The following is a 21052-nucleotide window of genomic DNA, read 5'->3' as shown; positions in this document are numbered from 1 at the left end:
AATAGATTGGCTGTATACTGAAAGAAGAAGCCTAGTTTTCCTTTTTAGGAAAGATGTGTTTAGGATATAATATAGACATAAATTATTTGTTTTATTGTCGAGAGGAGTACCAAAAGAAATGGAACAAGAGAAACGTATTTTTTCTATGGACTGGGCAGGCAGAGAACTGTCATTCGAAATTGGAAACCTTGCAAAGCAAGCTAACGGAGCGGTATTCGTACGTTACGGAGATACAGCTGTGCTTTCTACAGCAGTAGCTTCTAAAGAGCCTAAAAATTTAAGCTTTTTCCCGCTGACTGTCAACTACGAAGAACGCCTTTATGCAGTTGGTAAGATTCCTGGAGGGTTTATTAAACGTGAAGGAAGGCCAAGTGAGAAAGCGATTCTAGCCAGCCGCCTCATTGACCGTCCAATCCGTCCGCTGTTTGCCGACGGCTTCAGAAATGAAGTTCAAGTAGTGAGCACGGTAATGAGCGTGGATCAGAATTGTTCTTCTGAAATGGCAGCGATGATCGGATCATCTCTCGCCTTATCTATATCTAATATTCCTTTTGAAGGACCGATTGCAGGTGTGACCATCGGACGAATTGACGGCCAATTTGTTGTGAACCCAACAATCGAAGAAAATGAAAAAAGTGATATCAACTTAATCGTGGCAGGTACGAAAGAAGCCATCAACATGGTTGAAGCAGGAGCGAAAGAAGTTCCTGAGGAAGTGATGCTCGAAGCAATCATGTTCGCACATGAAGAAATTAAAAAGCTGATTGCTTTCCAAGAAAAGATTGTAGAGGAACTTGGGAAAGAAAAGATGGAAATACAGCTTCACCAGGTCGATCAGGAATTGGTTGAAGACGTCCGCAGCTTTATTGCTGCAGATTTAACAGCGGCTGTCAGTGTTTTTGATAAACAGGAAAGACAGACTGCTCTTGATGAATTGAAAAATAGAGTTGTCGCTCATTACGAAGAAACTGACGAGGAAAAAGTAGATGAAGCGAAAGAAGTTCTTCAGCTTCTCATTAAAGGAGAAGTCCGCCGCTTAATTCTCAAGGAAAAAATTCGTCCGGACGGCAGAAAGAGCAACGAGATCCGCCCATTGTCTTCAGATGTCAGCCTTCTGGCACGCACGCACGGATCCGGTTTGTTCACCCGCGGACAAACTCAAGCATTAAGTGTATGTACACTTGGAGCGCTTGGTGATGTTCAGGTGCTTGACGGATTGGGAGTTGAAGAATCAAAACGCTTCATGCACCAATATAACTTCCCTCCATTCAGTGTCGGCGAGACAGGCTTTATGAGGGGCCCAGGTCGAAGAGAAATCGGACATGGAGCACTTGGGGAACGTGCACTTGAGGCTGTCATTCCTTCTGAAGAATCCTTTCCCTATACAATTCGTCTTGTGTCTGAAGTCCTTGAATCCAATGGATCAACTTCACAAGCGAGCATCTGTGCCAGCACCCTGGCGATGATGGATGCAGGTGTTCCGATTAAAGCACCGGTTGCTGGAATCGCTATGGGATTGGTCAGCGACGGAGAAGATGTGACCGTTCTTACTGATATTCAGGGAATGGAAGACCATCTGGGAGATATGGACTTTAAAGTTGCCGGTACGTCAAAAGGTGTAACGGCACTGCAAATGGATATTAAGATCTCTGGTATCAACCGTGAAATTTTGGAACAGGCGTTAACGCAAGCAAAAGATGGCCGTCTGCATATTCTTTCTTCCATGATGGAAACACTGAATCAGCCTAGAAAAGAGCTATCTGCTTACGCACCTAAGATTATTACAATGAAAATCAATCCTGATAAGATCAGAGATGTTATCGGGCCGAGCGGAAAAGTCATTAATAAGATTATTGAAGAAACCGGCGTAAAAATAGATATCGAACAAGATGGTACGGTATTCATTGCTTCTGCTGATCAGACCATGAACGAGAAAGCACAAAAAATTATTGCTGATCTGGTCCGTGAAGTTCAAGTCGGCGAGTACTATGACGGTAAAGTAAAACGAATTGAAAAGTTCGGTGCTTTCGTTGAATTGTTCGCTGGCAAAGATGGACTGGTTCATATTTCAGAACTTGCAGAAGAAAGAATCGGAAAAGTGGAAGACGTTGTGAAATTAGGCGATGTGATCCGCGTCAAGGTTACAGAGATTGATAACCAGGGACGTGTCAACCTTTCCCGAAAAGTCGTTTTAAAAGAACAGAAAAAAGAACAAGAACAAAAGAACAGCGAGCAATAAAAAACCGGTTTAACCGGTTTTTTTTTATGGCTTTCACCGATTTGGCGATGTTCTAACAAGCCATTGCTGGACATACCCTTTTTACAGGAGGGGAGTTCAATGAAAAGAAATCTGCTGCATGTGAGTATGTTCATTCTAATAATTGGAGTAACTGTCGGGACGGTGCAAAACCCGTTTACCTCCACCTATTTAGATAGTATGAAAGCACAGACAACAATGGTGTCTAAAACGCAGGACAACCGTTTATTTGAGCAGCTGCAAAAAAAAGCCGGTGAAGTAAACAAACCGCCGATCAATGCAGCCGTGGACAGAGTGTGGAAGGCTGTACCGGGATACAACGGAGTTGAACTGGATGTCGATGCTTCTTATAAAAAGATGAGAGGTTTAAAAACAATTGATGATAAGAAACTCGTTTTTAAGCAGATTCCTCCAAAAGTAAAACTGAACGATCTGCCGCCATCCCCTATATACAAGGGAAATCCTGAAAAGCCCATGGTGAGCCTGCTGGTCAATGTGGCTTGGGGTAACGAATACTTGCCGAAACTGCTGAAGACGATGAAGGAAGCTCATGTCCATTCTACGTTCTTTCTTGATGGATCCTGGGTGAAGAAAAACCCTAGTCTAGCAAAAATGATCCTGGATGAAGGCCATGAGATCGGAAATCATGCGTATACCCACCCGGATCTGAAGAAAATGACCAATGAACGAATCAGGGATGAGCTCTCGAGCACAAACCGTGTGATAGAGGCAACGCTTGGAAAAAAAAGAATACCGAAGTGGTTTGCTCCGCCTAGCGGAAGCTACAGAGATGATGTCGTGAAGATCGCTGCAGAGCAGAAGATGAAAACCATTCTTTGGACCGTAGACACTGTTGACTGGAGGAACCCGGATCCTGGCAGGATGGCGGAATCTGTAGTCAAAAAAGTGCACCCTGGTGCAATGGTGCTCATGCATCCGACGTCTTCCACGGCAGATGGCCTGAAACGGATAATAGGAGGCATTAAAGCCAAAGGTTATTCGATCGGAACCGTATCAGAACTGATGAATGAACAGCGGATGATAACCAAACCTCCAGTAAAATAACATTGTTGTATGATGGTTATGTTAATGGTATATTGTTCCTATGAGAACGGTTGATCGAGATGGAATACAGCTAGGAGGAAATAAGTTTGATTATTAGACATTCGTGTCCAAACGGTGTGAGAGTCGTCTTGGAAAAGATTCCAACCGTACGTTCCGTTGCCATCGGTGTTTGGATCGGTACCGGATCACGGTTTGAAGTTCCCGAAAACAATGGGGTTTCCCACTTTTTGGAGCATATGTTCTTCAAGGGGACAACAACCCGCAGTGCGAGGGAGATCGCAGAGGCATTTGACAGCATCGGCGGCCAAGTCAATGCGTTTACATCAAAAGAATATACATGTTACTATGCCAAAGTTCTCGATACCCATGCACCCAGGGCTCTTAATGTCCTGTCTGACATGTTCTTCAACTCTACATTCGACGAACAGGAACTTTTAAAAGAGAAAAACGTCGTTCTTGAAGAGATAAAAATGTATGAAGATACTCCGGATGATATCGTGCATGACCTATTAAGCAGAGCGAGCTTTCACCAGCATTCACTAGGGTATCCGATCCTTGGGACAGAGAATACCTTGAATACATTTAATGGTAAAACGCTCCGCGATTATATGGCTGATTACTATACACCGGAAAACGTTGTGGTCTCTGTAGCAGGCAACGTTGACGAAAGTTTTATTAAAGAGGTCGAAAACTTGTTCGGCGGTTATTCCGGCACTCCAGCCGATTCGAACATCCAGGCACCGTTTTTCCATAGTGAAAAGCTGGCAAGAAAAAAAGAAACAGAACAAGCACATCTTTGCCTGGGCTTTCCGGGTCTGTCTTTGAAAGATCCGAATACGTTCTCGCTGATCGTTTTGAACAATATTTTCGGTTCCAGCATGAGCAGCAGGCTGTTCCAGGAAGTCCGTGAGCAGCGAGGCCTCGCTTATTCTGTCTTTTCATACCACTCCGCATACAGGGACAATGGACTGTTTACCATTTATGGAGGAACCGCTCCGGCACAGCTTGATGAGCTGTACAATACAGTCCTGATGATCGTTGATGATCTTAAAGATAAAGGTATAACAGATAAAGAGCTATTGAACTCGAAGGAACAGATCAAAGGAAGCCTCATGCTCAGCCTCGAAAGTACGAACAGCAGAATGAGCAGGAACGGCAAGAATGAACTGATCTTAAACTATCACCGTTCTCTTGATGAAATGGTGCAGCTGATCGATGCTGTTTCAAAAGAAAGCGTGGACACATTGATTCATCGGATCTTCAGCAATGAATGTTCCGCATCGTTAGTCAGCCCGACAGGTGAACCCCCAAAAGGATTGCAATAATAGGCCTGCAGCATATGCTGCAGGTTTTTTTACGTCGTTTTCCAAAGGAATCTCTTAAATTCGGGCTTGTCATTAGGTTGTCTAATCAATCCCAATTTTTATTTCTGAATATACTGTTGAGGTAAATGAGAAGCATGGCGAATGAAGGCTGAATAATAAATGGTTTGAATACTGTTGCATCCGAGTGAGTAGAGTCACCATCTGGGCAATGCGTTCATATGATGGTGTTGCGAACATGAACAAGGATTTCCCCTGTTTTTGCGGAGCAACAGAGAAAGGGGAGGAAGCATGTTAACTGACTTGCAAATTGCCATATTTGGCGGTGATGCCAGACAGCTGGAGGTGATCCGCAAACTGACTGAACAAGGCGCCAACCTTGTACTGGTTGGGTTTGATCAGCTGGATCACGGGTTTACCGGAGCCTCGAAAATGGATATTGGAGAAGTTGATTTTTCCAGACTGGATTGTATCGTACTGCCGGTCAATGGCACAGGTCCAAATGGTGAAATTGATACCATTTTCTCAAATAAAAGTATTGTACTTACTTCCGCACATTTAAAAAAGACCCCGAAGCATTGCCATGTGTATTCAGGTATAACGAATGCTTATCTGAATGGCATTATTGCAGAAAGCGGACGGGGGCATACTCAGCTCTTCGAAAGAGATGATGTAGCCATCTACAACAGTATTCCGACAGTGGAAGGCACGCTTATGATGGTGATTCAGAACACCGACACGACCATTCATAAATCAAATACGGTTGTCTTAGGTTTCGGCAGAGTCGGAATGAGTGTCGCAAGAGCGTTTGCGGCTCTTGGAGCAAAAGTAAAAGTGGGGGCTAGAAAACCGGAACATATAGCAAGGATCAGTGAAATGGGTTTTATACCTTTTCATCTCGATCATTTAAAAAAAGAAGTAATCGACACGGATGTATGCATTAATACGGTACCTTTTCAGATTGTGACGTCAGATATTATCTCAAAAATGCCAACCCATACGCTGATTATAGATCTGGCTTCCAAGCCCGGCGGAACAGATTTTAAATATGCCGAAAAAAGGGGCATAAAAGCCCTCCTTGCTCCTGGATTGCCGGGTATTGTTGCACCTAAGACGGCAGGACAGATTCTTGGAAATGTCCTTTCCCAATTAATGCAGGTAGAAATGGTTAATCGAAAGGGGAAAGCTTGATGAAAGTCAATGGAAAACATATCGGTTTTGGCTTAACTGGTTCTCATTGTACGTATGAGGCGGTTTTTCCTCAGATCAAGAGGCTGATTGACGAAGGGGCGAAGGTAACTCCTTTTGTTACTTATACGGTTCAAAGTACAGACACCCGGTTTGGTGAGGGTGAAGAATGGCTGCAAAAAATAACAGAGCTTACCGGAATCGAACCCGTGAATTCTATTGTTAAAGCAGAGCCCTTCGGTCCGAAAACGCCGCTGGATTGTATGATTATCGCTCCCTTGACCGGCAATTCCATCAGCAAGTTTGCCAATGCGATGACCGATTCTCCGGTCCTGATGGCAGCGAAAGCCACGATGCGCAATCAATCTCCTGTCGTACTCGGCATTTCTACAAATGATGGTCTCGGTTTAAATGGTGTTAATATTATGAAGCTGATGGCGGCTAAGAACATCTATTTTGTACCGTTCGGCCAGGATGACCCTGTGCACAAGCAAAATTCGCTCGTCGCGCATATGGATTACCTCCTAGAAACGGTTGAAACAGCACTAGAGGGAAAACAGCTGCAGCCTGTCCTGCGGACGAATAGCTGAGCAAATCGTTAAAAATAGCTTTCTAATAGCAGGAAGTATGTTAAAATGTGAAATAAAATGTGTATTGTTAAAATGATTCTCTCTTAAAATCAGAATGAGGGAAACCAAGATGTTTCACTTGAAGGAGAAACATTCGTGTTTCTCCTTCTGTCATGACAATGATTATGGATTAAACAAAAAAGGAGATACAGTCAAATGACTCAGAATGGATTTAATGTAGCGGTAGTCGGTGCCACGGGTGCCGTTGGGCAACAAATGCTTAAAACGCTTGAAGAACGAAACTTTCCGATTGCAAAACTATCACTTCTTGCAAGCAGCAGGTCTGCCGGCAAAACAGCAGTGTATAAAGGTAAAGAAGTCATCATTCAAGAAGCGCTCCCGGAAGCCTTTGAAGGAGTTGACATCGCTCTGTTTTCAGCAGGCGGCTCTATATCTAAAGCATTGGCTCCTGAAGCAGTGAAACGCGGAGCCGTTGTCATCGACAATACCAGTGCATACCGGATGGATGAGAATGTTCCATTGGTCGTACCGGAAGTCAATGAAGAAGATATTCGCAATCATAATGGTATCATTGCCAATCCAAACTGCTCGACCATCCAGATGGTTGTTGCTTTAAAGCCGCTTCATGAGAAGTATGGCTTGAACAAAGTCATCGTATCTACTTATCAGGCAGTTTCTGGAGCAGGTGCAAAAGCGATTGAAGAATTAAAGTCGCAATCACAGGATATCCTGGACGGTAAAGAGTTCACTCCAGAAATTCTGCCGTGTGCCAGTGATGAAAAGCACTATCAGATTGCGTTTAATGCTGTGCCGCAGATTGATAAGTTTCAGGAAAATGGCTATACCTTTGAAGAAATGAAAATGATCAATGAAACGAAAAAAATTATGCATATGCCTCAACTAGAAGTGGCTGCCACTTGTGTCAGGCTCCCGGTTGAGACGGGCCACTCTGAATCGGTTTATGTTGAATTAGGGGAAAACGTATCATCACTCGAAGAGATCAAGGATCTGATGGCTTCCTCAGAAGGCATAACGCTGCAAGACGATCCTCAAAATCAAATCTATCCTATGCCTGCTCATTGTGTAGGCAAAAATGACGTTTTTGTCGGAAGAATCAGAAGAGACTTAGACCGCAATAACGCATTCCATCTGTGGATTGTTTCCGACAACCTCTTAAAAGGAGCAGCCTGGAACTCAGTGCAGATTGCAGAAAGCCTTATTAAGCTTGAATTGCTGAACTAATCAAAGAAGGTGCTAACTTCATGAAGATAATCATACAAAAATTTGGCGGCACATCCTTAAAAGACAATACCGGCAGGGAACTTGCGGCCGAACATGTCAAAAGGGCAGTTGCTGACGGATATAAGGTCGTCTGTGTCGTATCGGCGATGGGGCGTTCAGGTGATCCGTATGCTACGGATACACTTCTAAGCCTGATAGGGGCTACTGGTCACCAAGTGGAAAGCAGAGAGTATGATCTGCTTCTTTCTTGTGGAGAAATCATCTCTTCTGTTGTATTTTCCAACCTTTTAAAAACAAAAGAAATCTACTCTGCTGCCTTGACAGGATCACAGGCGGGCTTCAGGACAAATGATGAACATAAGAATGCAAGGATTACAGATATGCAATGTGACAGGCTGCGGTCCATGCTTGATTCACATGATGCTGTCGTTGTGGCTGGATTTCAAGGAGAATCTGCCTCAGGTGATGTAACAACGCTCGGACGAGGAGGCAGTGATACATCCGCATCCGCGCTTGGTGCTGCACTCGGAGCTGAATATATTGATATTTTTACTGATGTTGAAGGAGTAATGACAGCTGATCCTCGGATTGTAAAAGAAGCTGTGCCTCTTTCTGTTGTCACGTACAATGAAATTTGCAACATGGCCTATCAGGGAGCAAAAGTCATCCATCCTCGCGCGGTGGAGATCGCTATGCAGGCAAAGGTTCCATTACGGATCCGCTCGACGTATTCGGATCTTCCGGGTACCCTGGTCACCTCAGCTATATCAAAAGGAGCAGAAGGACGGGATGTTCAGGATCATGTGATCACCGGGATCGCGCATGTTCCCGGTGTTACGCAAATCAAAGTATTAGCTAAAGACTCACAATATGACCACCATACAAAGGTCTTTAAAGCGATGGCCAAAGAACAAATTTCAGTAGACTTTTTCAATATCAGCCCTAAAGGTGTAGTGTATACTGTAATGGAAAATATGGCTGAACATGCGGAGAAAGTCCTGAACGATCTCGGTTATTCCCCGGAGATCACAAGGAGCTGCGCTAAAGTTTCTGCAGTAGGGGCGGGGATGTCAGGGGTTCCCGGCGTCACGGCTAAAATCGTAGAAGCGCTGGTAGATGAAAACATTCAGATCCTGCAGTCAGCCGACTCGCATACAACCATTTGGGTGCTCGTCAGACAGGATGATATGGTTAAGGCGGTAAATGCTTTGCATAGAGCATTTGAATTAGATAAAATCCATTCCAAGGGATTAAACTCTCCAAATCATTAAAAAAAAGATACTTAGTGGACATTGCAAGATTTAAGGAGCTGATCGAGATGCATTTTGGAAATATTAGTACAGCCATGGTTACCCCGTTCGACAGTAAAGGAAATATTGATTTCGGCAAAACGACAAAGCTGGTCAATTATTTAATTCAGAACGGAACAGAAAGCCTCGTTGTGGCAGGTACAACAGGGGAGTCACCGACATTATCAACTGAAGAAAAGATCGCCTTGTTCAGGCACGTTGTAAAAGTTGTTGATAAAAGAGTACCTGTCATTGCAGGTACAGGAAGCAATAATACAAAAGCGTCCATCGATCTGACAAAAAAGGCAGAAAAAGCCGGAGTCGATGCCATTATGATCGTGGCACCTTATTATAATAAACCGAGCCAGGATGGCATCATCGCCCATTTTAAAGCCATTGCAGCAGAAACCAGCCTCCCGATTTTGGTTTATAATGTTCCAGGCCGTACGGTCGTTAGTATTTCAGCTGATACTGTAATTGAGCTTTCAAAGATTCCAAACGTTGTTGCCATAAAAGATGCTGGCGGCGACTTGGGTGAGATGAGCCGGATCATTGAAGAAACATCTGAAGAATTCCTGCTTTACAGCGGCGATGACGGAATCACACTGCCTGTGCTTTCCATTGGAGGGGCAGGAATCATTTCTGTCGCTTCCCATGTGATCGGAAACGAAATGCAGGAAATGATTTCGGCTTTTAAAGAAGGCAATGTGCAGCAAGCGGCAAAGCTTCATAGAAAGCTTCTCCCGATAATGGATGAGATGTTCAAAGCGCCAAGCCCTGCTCCTGTTAAAACAGCTCTTCAGCTAAAGGGCCTCGATGTCGGAAGCGTCCGTCTTCCTTTATTGCCATTGAACCAGGAGCAGCGGGAATCGTTATCCCGTATCATGCATTCCTCATTGTAAGCAAGCGGCAGAGTGCCGCTTGTTTTTTTTTGTCTTTTTGTTGATTTTCAATCACATAGGGAGTTCCAGCGTATTTCACGCCGTACATAAGTGAAACATCGACTGATAAAAATATAAGCCTTGCCTTCTTTATCTTGTATTCGCTTTCGAACATAAGCTATAATGAATTCAAGTGACGTGAACGGAGAATACATAAACACATCAACTAGGAGGATTATTACATTGACAACGAAACAACAAAATAGCGAAAAGATTAAAGTTTTTGCCCTGGGCGGTATTGGCGAAATAGGCAAAAACATGTATGTGGTCGAAGCGGGTGAAGATATCTTTGTCCTGGATGCAGGATTAATGTTTCCTCAGGAGGAGATGCTTGGCATCGACATCGTGATCCCTGATATTACCTATCTTGTCCAGAATAAGGACAGGGTGAAGGGGATTTTTCTGACCCATGCACACGAAGACCACATCGGCGGCCTTCCTTTTATTTTAAAGCAGCTTCCTGTTCCTGTTTACGGAACGAAGCTTACCCTTGGGCTTGTAGAAGCAAAGCTGAAAGAAGCTGGACTTCATAAGAGCACTCAAACCCACTTAGTAAGTTCAGAATCCGTCCTTGACTTTGGAGAGTATAAAGTTACTTTCTTTGGCACGAACCACAGTATTCCTGATTCCGTCGGCATTGCCGTTCACACGCCGCAGGGAGTCATCGTGAATACTGGAGACTTTAAAATTGACCAGTCTCCGATTGATGGAAAGCATACGGATTTTGGCAAAATCGCTGAACTGAGCAGCAAAGGTGTATTATGTATGCTTTCAGACAGCACAAATGCGGAAAGGCCTGGAATGACCGGCTCTGAAAAATCGGTCGGTTATGAGATCGATAATGTGTTTTCCGAAGCGAAAGGCCGAATCATCATTGCTTCCTTTGCATCCAATGTCCACCGGATCCAGCAGATCTTTACTGCAGCTGCCAAAACCAACAAGAAAATTGTGATTACCGGAAGAAGCATGGTAAAGGTTGTTGATATCGCTTCTGATCTAGGGTATCTGAACATCGAGAAAGACAGTGTCATTTCTATTGATCAGATGAATAACTATGCGGAAGACCGTATTGTTATTTTAACAACGGGCAGTCAAGGAGAACAGATGGCAGCTTTGTCGCGCATGGCGCATAAAGCCCATAAACAGATTGCGATCCGCCATACAGATACTGTGGTGATTGCAGCCACTCCGATTCCGGGCAACGAGCGCTCTGTAGCGCGAATTGTAGACTTATTGATGCGTACGGGCGCCGATGTGATTTTCGGGCAGCGCAAAGTTCACGTTTCCGGACATGGCAGTCAGGAAGAATTAAAATTGATGCTTAGCTTGATGAAGCCGAAATATTTCATCCCTGTACATGGTGAATATAAAATGCAAAAAGCGCATCAAAATCTTGCCCTTCAAGTTGGCGTTGAAGCTGAAAATATTTTTATCCTTGAAAAAGGGGAAGTAGTTGAATTTGCGGATGGTCTTGCTAAACGCACAGGAAAAGTTCCTGCTGGGAATGTTCTTGTAGATGGTCTTGGTGTAGGAGATATCGGAAACATTGTGCTCCGTGACCGCAAGCTTTTGTCTCAGGACGGAATATTGGTTGTTGTCGTTACGATCAGCAGGGCATCCAATCAGATCATCTCAGGTCCTGAAATCATTTCCCGCGGATTCGTATACGTTCGCGAGAGTGAGGAACTGCTTAAGGAAGCCAATAAACTCGTTACAGAAGTGCTCGATAAATGCATGCAGGAGAAAGTGAAGGACTGGTCCTCATTAAAATCAAACATGCGCGACTCACTGAGTCATTATTTATTTGATAAAACACGCCGTCGGCCGATGATTATGCCGATTATTATGGAAATCTGATGCCTGCAGTCTGCAGGCATTTTTTTATGCAGAATGAAAATAACCCCAGCGTTCATACTAAAAGAAAATGCTGAACAAGCATAAGGGGGTTATTCGTATGAATCAGGAACAAGAACCAAAACAGCCGTCATTGCCCAACAACAATCCGGATCAGAACAGTCTCGTAAATAAACTGCAGTCACTCGGACAAACAAACGTTCCGCAGATGGAAGGCTCTAGTATCCACTGCCTTACGATTGTTGGCCAGATAGAAGGACATGTTCAGCTTCCGCCGAACAACAAAACAACAAAGTATGAGCATCTGATCCCTCAATTGGTTGCGATCGAGCAAAACCCGAAGATTGAAGGGCTGCTGATCATCTTAAATACGGTGGGAGGGGACGTTGAAGCAGGTCTTGCCATCTCTGAAATGATCGCCTCGCTTTCCAAGCCTTCCGTTTCACTCGTTCTTGGAGGCGGGCATTCGATTGGAGTGCCGATTGCTGTTTCAGCAAATTATTCCTTCATCGCAAAAACCGCAACGATGACAATTCATCCTGTCAGGCTTACCGGGCTGGTTATCGGGGTGCCTCAAACGTTTGAATATCTCGATAAGATGCAGGAAAGGGTCATCAATTTCGTTACCTCACATTCAGAAATAACCGAAGAAAAATTTAAAGAACTCATGTTTTCCAAAGGAAACCTAACCAGGGATATCGGGACGAATGTGATTGGAAAAGATGCTGTCAATGATGGACTAATCAATGAAGTCGGCGGTGTCGGCCAGGCGATCGCGAAGCTGAACGAACTGATGGAGCAGCACCGAGAAAAACCGGATGAAGGACTTGAGGTGATCCAATGACCTGGTATACACTCATGCCCCATGAACTTATGTTTCCTGAAGGACAGGAAGGGCAATCAGCTGAAAAAAGCGTTCAATCCACCATGCTTTTTAACGATATCCCGGTCCTTGTGGAGCAGATCTCCCCAATGGAATATAAAGTGGTACGGGTGATCAGCACTGATCCTTCCCATTTTATGAATGCCGACTGCTGCCCGGGCCAAATTCTAAGAGCAGGCCATTTCTAAAGCGATAGTAAACAGGCCAGGTCCTGTGATATAATAAAGAACAAAAGCAGCCCTCAAGCGGCTGCTTTACTTGGTTTAGTTAAGAGGTGAAAGAATGGCGAAAAGAAATAAAAAAGCTTCAAAAAAAACGTCAGCTTGGAAAGAACAATTAAGCTATGAACTTGCCGGCCTTCTTTTGCTTGCTTTAACGATGCTTGCATTGGCCCGAATGGGAAAAGTAGGACTGGCTTTTGTACAGTTTCTCAGATTCTTCAGCGGCGAATGGTACGGCGTGCTTCTCGTCGGAACGCTGGCCGTGTCAATCTATTTAATCTGGAAACGCAAGACTCCGCCGGTTTGGGGAAAAAGGCTTGCGGGATTTTATTTGTTCTACATATCGATGCTCATTCTTAGCCATCTGAAATTATTTTCTCTGCTTTCAAAACAGGGGAGATGGGCAGATACATCTGTCATCAGGAATACTTGGGAGATCTATTGGTCACAGCTTTCAGGGAACACGCCAGAGGCAGATCTCGGAGGCGGGATGATCGGATCAGTCGGTTTTGCAATGTTTCACTTTTTGTTCGGAGTACAGGGATCTGGCGTCATTCTTGTTTTTGTTATGATTATTTCACTGATTCTCATCACAGGAAAATCACTGTCAGGTGTCATTTCAAAAATCGTAGAGGCAGCCGGCAACTTTTTTTCTCATACATACGAATCTCTGCAGACTAAAACACAAGAATTAAAAAACAGCCAGAGGAAAAGCGAAAAACGAACATCTAAAAAAGAAGCGCCTTCAGTGGATGAGCAGCAAGGAGAACATAAGCCTGCAGACGAAGATTATGAGCCGATCATTGAGGATTTTACCAGGAACTTGGACCGGGACGAGAGTTCTGCCGTACAGCTGAAATTTGGCTCAAAAGGATTTCATGAAGAGAAAAATGAGAAGACAGAAAAAGAACAAGAAGATTCTTTACCGGCAGGATTGCAAGCAAGCTTTGAACAGACAGAAGAAGAACATAATGAAAACTATGCACTTCCTTCCATGGACCTCTTAGATCGGCCCGCTGCTACTGGCCAGCATAAAGAAAGGCAGTATGCAGCAAGTAAAAGCAATGCTAAAAAACTTGAGAAGACATTTGAGAGCTTCGGGGTAAAAGCAAGAGTGCTGAAAGTCCATCTTGGTCCTGCTGTTACGAAGTATGAAGTATATCCTGATGTGGGCGTAAAAGTCAGCAAAATCGTCAACTTGGCGGACGATATCGCCCTAGCCCTTGCTGCTAAAGACATTAGGATTGAGGCACCGATACCTGGAAAGTCAGCTGTCGGTATCGAGGTTCCCAACCAAGAAGTAGCTACAGTTACTTTAAGAGAAGTACTTGAATCCAGCCAGTATCAGAAACAAACCTCCAGACTGGCGATTGGTCTCGGGCGTGATATCTCGGGCGAGCCGATTTTCGCAGAGCTTTCGAGAATGCCCCATCTTCTTGTTGCAGGAGCAACAGGAAGCGGGAAAAGCGTATGTATCAACGGAATTATAACAAGCATCTTAATGCGGGCGAAGCCTCATGAAGTCAAGATGATGATGATCGATCCAAAGATGGTAGAACTGAACGTGTACAATGGCGTCCCTCACTTGCTGGCACCTGTTGTTACAGAGCCGAAAAAAGCTGCACAAGCTTTAAAAAGGGTCGTAAGTGAGATGGAACGGCGTTATGAACTGTTCTCCCATAGCGGTACGAGAAACATAGAAGGGTACAACGACAGTATTAAAAGACAGAACAATGAGAGCGGGGCAAAACAGCCTTCCTTGCCTTATATCGTAGTCATTGTGGATGAGCTGGCAGATTTGATGATGGTTGCTTCAGGAGATGTCGAGGATGCGATCATCCGCCTTGCCCAGATGGCTCGTGCTGCAGGAATCCACCTGATCATTGCTACGCAGAGACCTTCTGTTGATGTTATCACAGGGATCATTAAAGCGAATATTCCTTCACGCATCGCTTTCAGTGTCTCTTCTCAGACTGATTCTAGAACGATATTGGATATGGGCGGCGCTGAAAAGCTGCTGGGCCGAGGCGACATGCTCTTCCTGCCTTCAGGTGCATCCAAACCGACCAGGATTCAGGGAGCTTTTCTTTCGGATCAAGAAGTAGAAAAGATTGTGGAGTTTGTAATATCACAGCAAAAAGCGCAATACCAAAAAGAGATGATTCCAACTGAAGAAGCACAAGTTACCATGGAAATGGAGGATGATCTGTTTCCTGAAGCCGTAAAGCTAGTTGTCGACATGCAGACAGCATCCGTTTCCATGCTGCAGCGGCGCTTTCGTATCGGGTACTCTCGTGCCGCCCGGCTGGTGGATGCGATGGAGGCCAAAGGTGTCATCGGGCCTTATGAGGGCAGCAAGCCGAGAGAGGTTCTGCTTACCTCGCTTCCCGAACAGAATCAAGCATCAAGCTCTTAACAGAACCCCTTTTAAGGGTTCTGTTTTTTTATCTTATTTATCTGAATAATGCGTTTATTCTCGGTTTTAAAAAATTCTCTAAAAATAGTATTTATTTCTACAGATAAAAATGATATATTTATGTCGATTATTTTAAATATTTGTCAAATAAACATTACACTGAAAAACAGTAAATTGTTATTGGTTTTGGTTGTCATAGAGGTGAATAACAACGTGTCCATTAAGACGGATCATCGTCTGCTGTATTTAAAAGTTATTGAGAAACTGAAAGCCGACATTGAGAACGGCACTTACGAAGAAGGCGAGAAACTCCCGTCAGAATTTGAGCTTTCTAAACAGCTGGGCATCAGCAGAGCTACATTAAGGGAAGCGCTCCGCATTCTTGAAGACGAAAATGTTCTGATCAGAAAACATGGAGTGGGAACCTTCGTCAGAACCAGAGCACTCTTTTCCTCTGGTATTGAAGAACTCTTCAGTGTGACAGACATGATTGAGCGAGCAGGCAAAAAGGCTTCCACCGTCTTCGTCTCCTCCGTCGTCATTCCTGCAGCTGATGACTTGAAGAATAAGTTTAATCTTGCAGAAGACGAAGAAATCAATGTTGTTGAAAGGGTAAGAACGGCTGATTCTGAACCTGTCGTATATTGCATCGACCATATACCCGCAGTTTATATGCCATCTGAATCACAGCATAAGTACCTCTCCATGCTTGAAATGCTTGAAAAAGAAGCCGGCAAGCGTGTAATGTATGCGATAACAAACATTGAACCCCTGGGCTTCCATGAGCGGATTTCGGAGATCCTGGAATGTCCTGAGGAAGCGGCTCTTCTCGTTTTAAAACAGATGCACTATGATCAGAATGATGAGCCTGTTCTTTTTTCCTGTAATTACTTTAGAGCTGATAAATTTAACTTTACAGTCGTAAGAAAGCGCTTATAGCTGTCTATCATTTTTAGGGGGTGATGTGCAACACCGTTGTTCAATGTGTTACAAGTGTTATTCGCATAAAAAAATAGGGGGAAAAAGAATTGAAAAAGAGAACTGGAGTTTTATTAAGTCTAGCTTTAGCAGCCGGCACATTGCTTTCTGCCTGTGGTAAGGATGAAGGCGAAAAGTCAACTGGCGGCGGCAAAAAAGATGCATTTAAAGTGGCGATGGTAACAGACACTGGCGGTGTTGACGATAAGTCCTTTAACCAATCTGCTTGGGAAGGGCTTCAAAAGTTCGGTAAAGATAACGATCTTAAAAAAGGTACAGACTTCAAATATCTTCAATCATCCTCTGCAAGTGATTACGCTCCCAACCTGAATTCATTAGTTAGGGAAAAATTTGATCTTGTTTACGGAATCGGATTCTTGATGGCACAGGATATCCAAAAAGTGGCAAAGCAGCAGCCGAACGGACACCTTGCACTTGTTGATATGGTTGTTCCTGAAAAGAACGTTGCGAGCATCACTTTTAAAGAGAACGAAGGTTCATTCCTTGTCGGCCTAATTGCTGGAATGCAGACAAAAACGAACAAAGTCGGTTTTGTCGGCGGCGTGGACAGTGAATTAATCAAAAAGTTTGAAAACGGATTTAAAGCCGGAGTAAAGACGGCTAATCCAAAAGCAGAAATCTTTGTTCAATACGCTGGTGACTTTAACAAAGCTGAAAAAGGCCAAGCGATCGCTAACACGTTCTACGGAAAAGGCGCAGACATTATCTACCATGCAGCTGGCGGAACAGGTAAAGGTGTATTTACCGAAGCGAAGAACCGAGCTAAGAATGGTGAAAAAGTTTGGGTTATCGGTGTTGACCGCGATCAGCACGAAGAAGGTATGCCTGAGGATGTAACATTGACTTCAATGGTCAAGCGTGTAGACAAAGCTGTTGAACAAGTTTCAAAGGATACGATGGATGGAAAATTCCCTGGCGGAAAAGTAGTTGAATTCGGTCTTAATGAAGACGGTGTAGGAATTGCTCCTCACAAAGACAATGTAACGAAAGAAGCATTGGCAAAAGTTGATGAGTACAAAAAGAAAATCCAGGACGGAAGCCTTATGGTTCCTAAAACGGATAAAGAGTTCAAAAAGTTTGAAGCAGATATGAAAAAATAAATGGTAAAAAGTAAAGGCTGGTATTCGTTTACTGGCCTTTATTTACGCAGTGAAAGGTTAGACTTCTGACTCCCTCTGCAGGATGAAGAAACAAGATTGAAAGGTTTATAGTTTGTCATAAGGGGTGAACACAATGGAGTATGTCATTGAAATGAGGAACATCCGCAAGGAATTCCCTGGCATCGTTGCCAATGACAATGTCACATTGCAAGTAAGGAAAGGCGAGATTCATGCTCTTCTCGGTGAGAATGGTGCGGGAAAATCAACGCTCATGAATATTCTCTTCGGATTGTATCAGCCGGAAGAGGGAGAGATCCACGTTAAAGGCCAGAAGATTTCGATCTCTGATCCAAACGTTGCTAACCGTCTTGGAATCGGAATGGTGCATCAGCATTTTATGCTGGTTGAAAACTTCACCGTAACAGAAAATATTATTCTTGGCAGAGAGATAACAACAGCGGGCAGAGTGGATTTGAAAAAAGCAGCGAAAGAAGTAAAAGCCTTATCTGACCGTTATGGCTTGCGAGTAGATCCAAATGCGAAAATAGAGGATATTTCCGTCGGAATGCAGCAGCGTGTGGAAATTTTGAAAACGCTCTATCGCGGAGCTGAAATTTTAATCTTTGATGAGCCGACAGCTGTATTAACTCCTCAGGAGATTCATGAACTTATGGAGATCATGAAAAAGCTAGTGGCAGAAGGAAAATCAATTATACTGATCACCCATAAGCTGAAGGAGATCATGGAAGCTTGTGACCGCTGTACGGTTATTCGCCGAGGCCGGGGAATCGGCACGGTCGACGTTGTTGAAACCAACCCCGATAAACTGGCGGCGATGATGGTCGGGCGCGAGGTAAATTTCAAGGTTGATAAAGAAGATGCTGTGCCAAAAGGGCCTGTACTGCAGATCAATGACCTGGTCGTTGAAGATTCAAGAAAAGTGCCGGTCGTTGACGGGCTGACCCTTGAGATCAAAGCAGGAGAAATCCTCGGCATCGCCGGAGTGGACGGAAACGGACAGACTGAACTTCTCGAAGCGATCACCGGTTTAAGGAAAGCAACCAGCGGCACCATCCAGCTTAACGGCAAGGACATTACGAACCTTAAGCCGAGAAAGGTAACGGAATCCGGAGTGGGGCATATCCCTCAGGACCGACACAAACACGGCCTGGTCCTTGATTTTTCGATCGGTACGAATATGGTGCTTCAAACGTATTACCAACAGCCGTTTTCCAAACATAAAATTCTTCAATTTCCCGCAATTTTTGATAAGGCCAATAATCTTATTAAAGAATTTGATGTGAGAACACCGAGTGAACATACGCTGGCACGTGCATTATCAGGAGGCAACCAGCAGAAAGCGATCATTGCAAGGGAAGTGGACAGAAGTCCCGATTTCCTTATTGCAGCACAGCCTACACGCGGTCTTGATGTTGGTGCAATTGAGTTTATTCATTCCAAACTTATTCAGGAACGTGATAAAGGAAAGGCAGTCCTTCTTCTCTCGTTTGAACTGGATGAAGTAATGAATGTAAGCGACCGCATCGCGGTTATATATGAAGGGAAAATTGTTGCAGTCGTAGATCCAAAACAAGCGACTGAACAGGAACTTGGACTGCTCATGGCGGGCGGCAAGAAACAAAAAGCAGGTGATTTGCAATGAATGTAATTAAAGGCCGTTTATTCCATATTCTTGTCCCGGCCATATCCGTGCTATTGGGACTTTTGATCGGCGGTATCATCATGCTGGTCTCTGATTATGATCCCATCAAAGCCTACTCTGCTTTAATTGAGGGCATTTTCGGAAATGGATACAATATGGGTGAAACGATCCGTGCGGCTTCACCGCTCATTCTTTCGGGATTAGCCGTGGCTTTTGCGTTTCGCACGGGACTTTTTAACATTGGTGTGGAAGGGCAGCTGCTTGTCGGCTGGCTAGCATCGGTCTATGTCGGGATCAACTTTGATCTCCCTAAGATCATCCACCTGCCGCTAGCGGTTATCGCAGGTGCTCTAGCTGGAGCAATCTGGGGAGTGCTTCCAGGTATTCTGAAAGCGCGTTTTAAAGTTCACGAAGTTATTACTACCATCATGATGAACTACATCGCGCTATATGTAACAAATGCCATTATTCGTGCCTATATGCTGGCACCTGGAGAGAGGACGAAGGATATTAAAGAATCAGCATCCCTGGCTTCTCCTTGGCTTCAGCAGCTGACTGATTTTTCTCGTCTTCATTACGGAATTGTTGTAGCAATTATTGGTGCACTTATTATGTGGTTTGTATTATGGAAAACAACAACCGGCTATGAATTAAGAGCAGTCGGCTTCAATCAGCATGCTTCACAGTATGCGGGAATAAGCGTATCGAAAAATATTATCTTAGCCATGGCTATATCAGGTGCCTTTGCGGGTGCTGCGGGAACGATGGAAGGCCTTGGAACCTATCAATATATGACGATCAATAACGCGTTTACAGGGGTAGGATTCGATGGAATCGCCGTTTCCTTGCTCGGAGCCAATGGATCGGTAGGGATCATTGTCGCCGCCCTTTTGTTTGGCGGACTGAAAATCGGTGCTCTTACTATGCAGTCTACAGCAGGAGTTCCCACTGAACTCATTGGAATCGTCATCGCATTGATCATTTTCTTTGTGGCGTCCAGTTACCTTATCCGCTGGCTGACCAACCGATTTACTAAAGGGGGTAAACTTTAATGGACTTCTTCGATATCCTTGCCCTTATTGTGCCTGCTGCGATCGTTTCAGCAGCTCCCCTTATCCTTACTGCTTTGGGCGGAGTTTTCAGTGAACGTTCTGGTGTTGTTAATATTGGACTTGAAGGACTTATGATGTTCGGCGCCTTTTTAGGGGCGATCTTTACCCACTATGGTGAACAATGGGGGTTAGGCGCTGCTTCTCCATGGATGAGTTTTGCAGTAGCTATCGTTGGGGGTGCACTCTTTGCTGTTCCACATGCAGTGGCAAGCATTTCGCTGAAAGCCGATCAAGTCGTCAGCGGTGTTGCTCTTAACTTCCTTGCAGCGGGACTGTCCATCTTTTTGACGAAGAAACTTTTTGATGCAGGCCAGACTCCTGATATTCAGGAACGGATCGGCAAAGGAGATATCCCGGTGCTGTCCAAGATTCCGGTTATCGGAGACCTGTTCTTCTCCAATGCATACTCAACTTCTTTTGTAGCGATTTTCCTGGCTTTTGTGGTATGGTACATCATCTACAAAACGCCGTTCGGCCTTCGTCTTCGTTCTGTCGGTGAACATCCGATGGCTGCTGATACGATGGGGATCAATGTTAATAAAACCCGTTATATTTCTGTTATCATCGGGGGTGCGTTCGCTGGTCTAGGCGGAGCCATCTATGTGGCTTCCATCGCTGGAAACTTCACACAGTCAACGATCTCAGGACAAGGCTTCATGGCTCTTGCTGCGATGATTTTTGGAAAATGGCATCCGCTTGGAGCGATGGGAGCGGCCTTGTTCTTCGGGCTTGCTCAAAGCTTAAGCATCACAGGGGAACAGATCCCTCTTCTCAAGGATATTCCTGATGTTTATCTGCTGATCGCGCCTTATGTGCTTACGATTCTTGCACTAGCAGGGTTTGTTGGCCGTGCAGATGCTCCCAAAGCATCCGGACAGCCTTACGAAAAAGGAAAACGATAATAGACAGG

17 protein-coding genes are annotated in these 21052 nt (G+C 44.5%); all 17 read left to right on the top strand.

Features of this window, described 5'->3' with window-relative positions:
* Positions 1–118 precede the first annotated feature (118 nt).
* The 17 genes from pnp (at position 119) to OKX00_RS12970 (ending at position 21044) form a co-directional block, all read left to right on the top strand.
* On the top strand, positions 119–2239 hold the full coding sequence (gene pnp, locus OKX00_RS13050; RefSeq protein WP_265407650.1) for a polyribonucleotide nucleotidyltransferase: 2121 nt from the start codon (positions 119–121) through the stop codon (positions 2237–2239).
* Positions 2240–2338: 99 nt separating this feature from the next.
* Positions 2339–3322 carry a polysaccharide deacetylase family protein gene (locus OKX00_RS13045; protein ID WP_265407649.1) on the top strand — a complete coding sequence of 328 codons (984 nt, stop codon included), beginning with the start codon at positions 2339–2341 and terminating at the stop codon, positions 3320–3322.
* Positions 3323–3408: 86 nt separating this feature from the next.
* Positions 3409–4647 (top strand): M16 family metallopeptidase, encoded by a 1239-nt coding sequence (locus OKX00_RS13040; protein WP_265407648.1) that lies wholly within the window; start codon positions 3409–3411, stop codon positions 4645–4647.
* Between the two features lie 288 nt (positions 4648–4935).
* Entirely contained in the window at positions 4936–5835 is a 900-nt protein-coding gene (gene dpaA / locus OKX00_RS13035; RefSeq protein ID WP_265407647.1) for a dipicolinic acid synthetase subunit A, read from the top strand.
* On the top strand, positions 5835–6422 hold the full coding sequence (dpaB, locus tag OKX00_RS13030; protein WP_265407646.1) for a dipicolinate synthase subunit B: 588 nt from the start codon (positions 5835–5837) through the stop codon (positions 6420–6422). The genes dpaA and dpaB overlap by 1 nt, the downstream gene beginning before the upstream one ends.
* Before the next feature lie 195 nt (positions 6423–6617).
* Entirely contained in the window at positions 6618–7664 is a 1047-nt protein-coding gene (gene asd, locus OKX00_RS13025; RefSeq protein ID WP_265407645.1) for an aspartate-semialdehyde dehydrogenase, read from the top strand.
* Between the two features lie 20 nt (positions 7665–7684).
* Complete coding sequence (dapG, locus tag OKX00_RS13020) at positions 7685–8935, top strand: aspartate kinase (RefSeq protein WP_265407644.1); 1251 nt, start codon at positions 7685–7687, stop codon at positions 8933–8935.
* 47 nt (positions 8936–8982) lie between these two features.
* Positions 8983–9855, top strand: a complete 873-nt coding sequence (gene dapA / locus OKX00_RS13015) for a 4-hydroxy-tetrahydrodipicolinate synthase (protein WP_265407643.1) — start codon at positions 8983–8985, stop codon at positions 9853–9855.
* 222 nt (positions 9856–10077) lie between these two features.
* Positions 10078–11751 (top strand): ribonuclease J, encoded by a 1674-nt coding sequence (locus OKX00_RS13010; RefSeq protein ID WP_062231820.1) that lies wholly within the window; start codon positions 10078–10080, stop codon positions 11749–11751.
* A gap of 97 nt (positions 11752–11848) precedes the next feature.
* On the top strand, positions 11849–12592 hold the full coding sequence (locus tag OKX00_RS13005) for a ClpP family protease (protein ID WP_265407642.1): 744 nt from the start codon (positions 11849–11851) through the stop codon (positions 12590–12592).
* The gene (locus tag OKX00_RS13000; RefSeq protein WP_265407641.1) at positions 12589–12819 is read left to right on the top strand and encodes a YlzJ-like family protein; all 231 of its coding nucleotides are present in this window, start codon (positions 12589–12591) and stop codon (positions 12817–12819) included. The genes OKX00_RS13005 and OKX00_RS13000 overlap by 4 nt, the downstream gene beginning before the upstream one ends.
* Before the next feature lie 94 nt (positions 12820–12913).
* Positions 12914–15268, top strand: coding sequence for an FtsK/SpoIIIE family DNA translocase (locus OKX00_RS12995; RefSeq protein WP_265407640.1), 2355 nt, complete (start codon positions 12914–12916; stop codon positions 15266–15268).
* A 213-nt stretch (positions 15269–15481) separates the two neighbouring features.
* The gene (locus tag OKX00_RS12990; protein ID WP_265407639.1) at positions 15482–16207 is read left to right on the top strand and encodes a GntR family transcriptional regulator; all 726 of its coding nucleotides are present in this window, start codon (positions 15482–15484) and stop codon (positions 16205–16207) included.
* Between the two features lie 89 nt (positions 16208–16296).
* Positions 16297–17367 carry a BMP family lipoprotein gene (locus OKX00_RS12985; RefSeq protein ID WP_062231830.1) on the top strand — a complete coding sequence of 357 codons (1071 nt, stop codon included), beginning with the start codon at positions 16297–16299 and terminating at the stop codon, positions 17365–17367.
* Between the two features lie 133 nt (positions 17368–17500).
* Positions 17501–19030 (top strand): ABC transporter ATP-binding protein, encoded by a 1530-nt coding sequence (locus tag OKX00_RS12980; protein WP_265407638.1) that lies wholly within the window; start codon positions 17501–17503, stop codon positions 19028–19030.
* On the top strand, positions 19027–20082 hold the full coding sequence (locus OKX00_RS12975; RefSeq protein WP_053354436.1) for an ABC transporter permease: 1056 nt from the start codon (positions 19027–19029) through the stop codon (positions 20080–20082). The genes OKX00_RS12980 and OKX00_RS12975 overlap by 4 nt, the downstream gene beginning before the upstream one ends.
* Positions 20082–21044, top strand: coding sequence for an ABC transporter permease (locus tag OKX00_RS12970; RefSeq protein ID WP_053354435.1), 963 nt, complete (start codon positions 20082–20084; stop codon positions 21042–21044). The genes OKX00_RS12975 and OKX00_RS12970 overlap by 1 nt, the downstream gene beginning before the upstream one ends.
* The last annotated feature ends 8 nt before the right edge of the window (positions 21045–21052 follow it).

Origin of the sequence: Fictibacillus sp. KU28468 (assembly GCF_026153615.1) — a bacterium.
In the GTDB taxonomy this organism is placed as follows: domain Bacteria; phylum Bacillota; class Bacilli; order Bacillales; family Fictibacillaceae; genus Fictibacillus_C; species Fictibacillus_C marinisediminis.
This window is presented reverse-complemented; position numbering and strand designations above follow the sequence as displayed.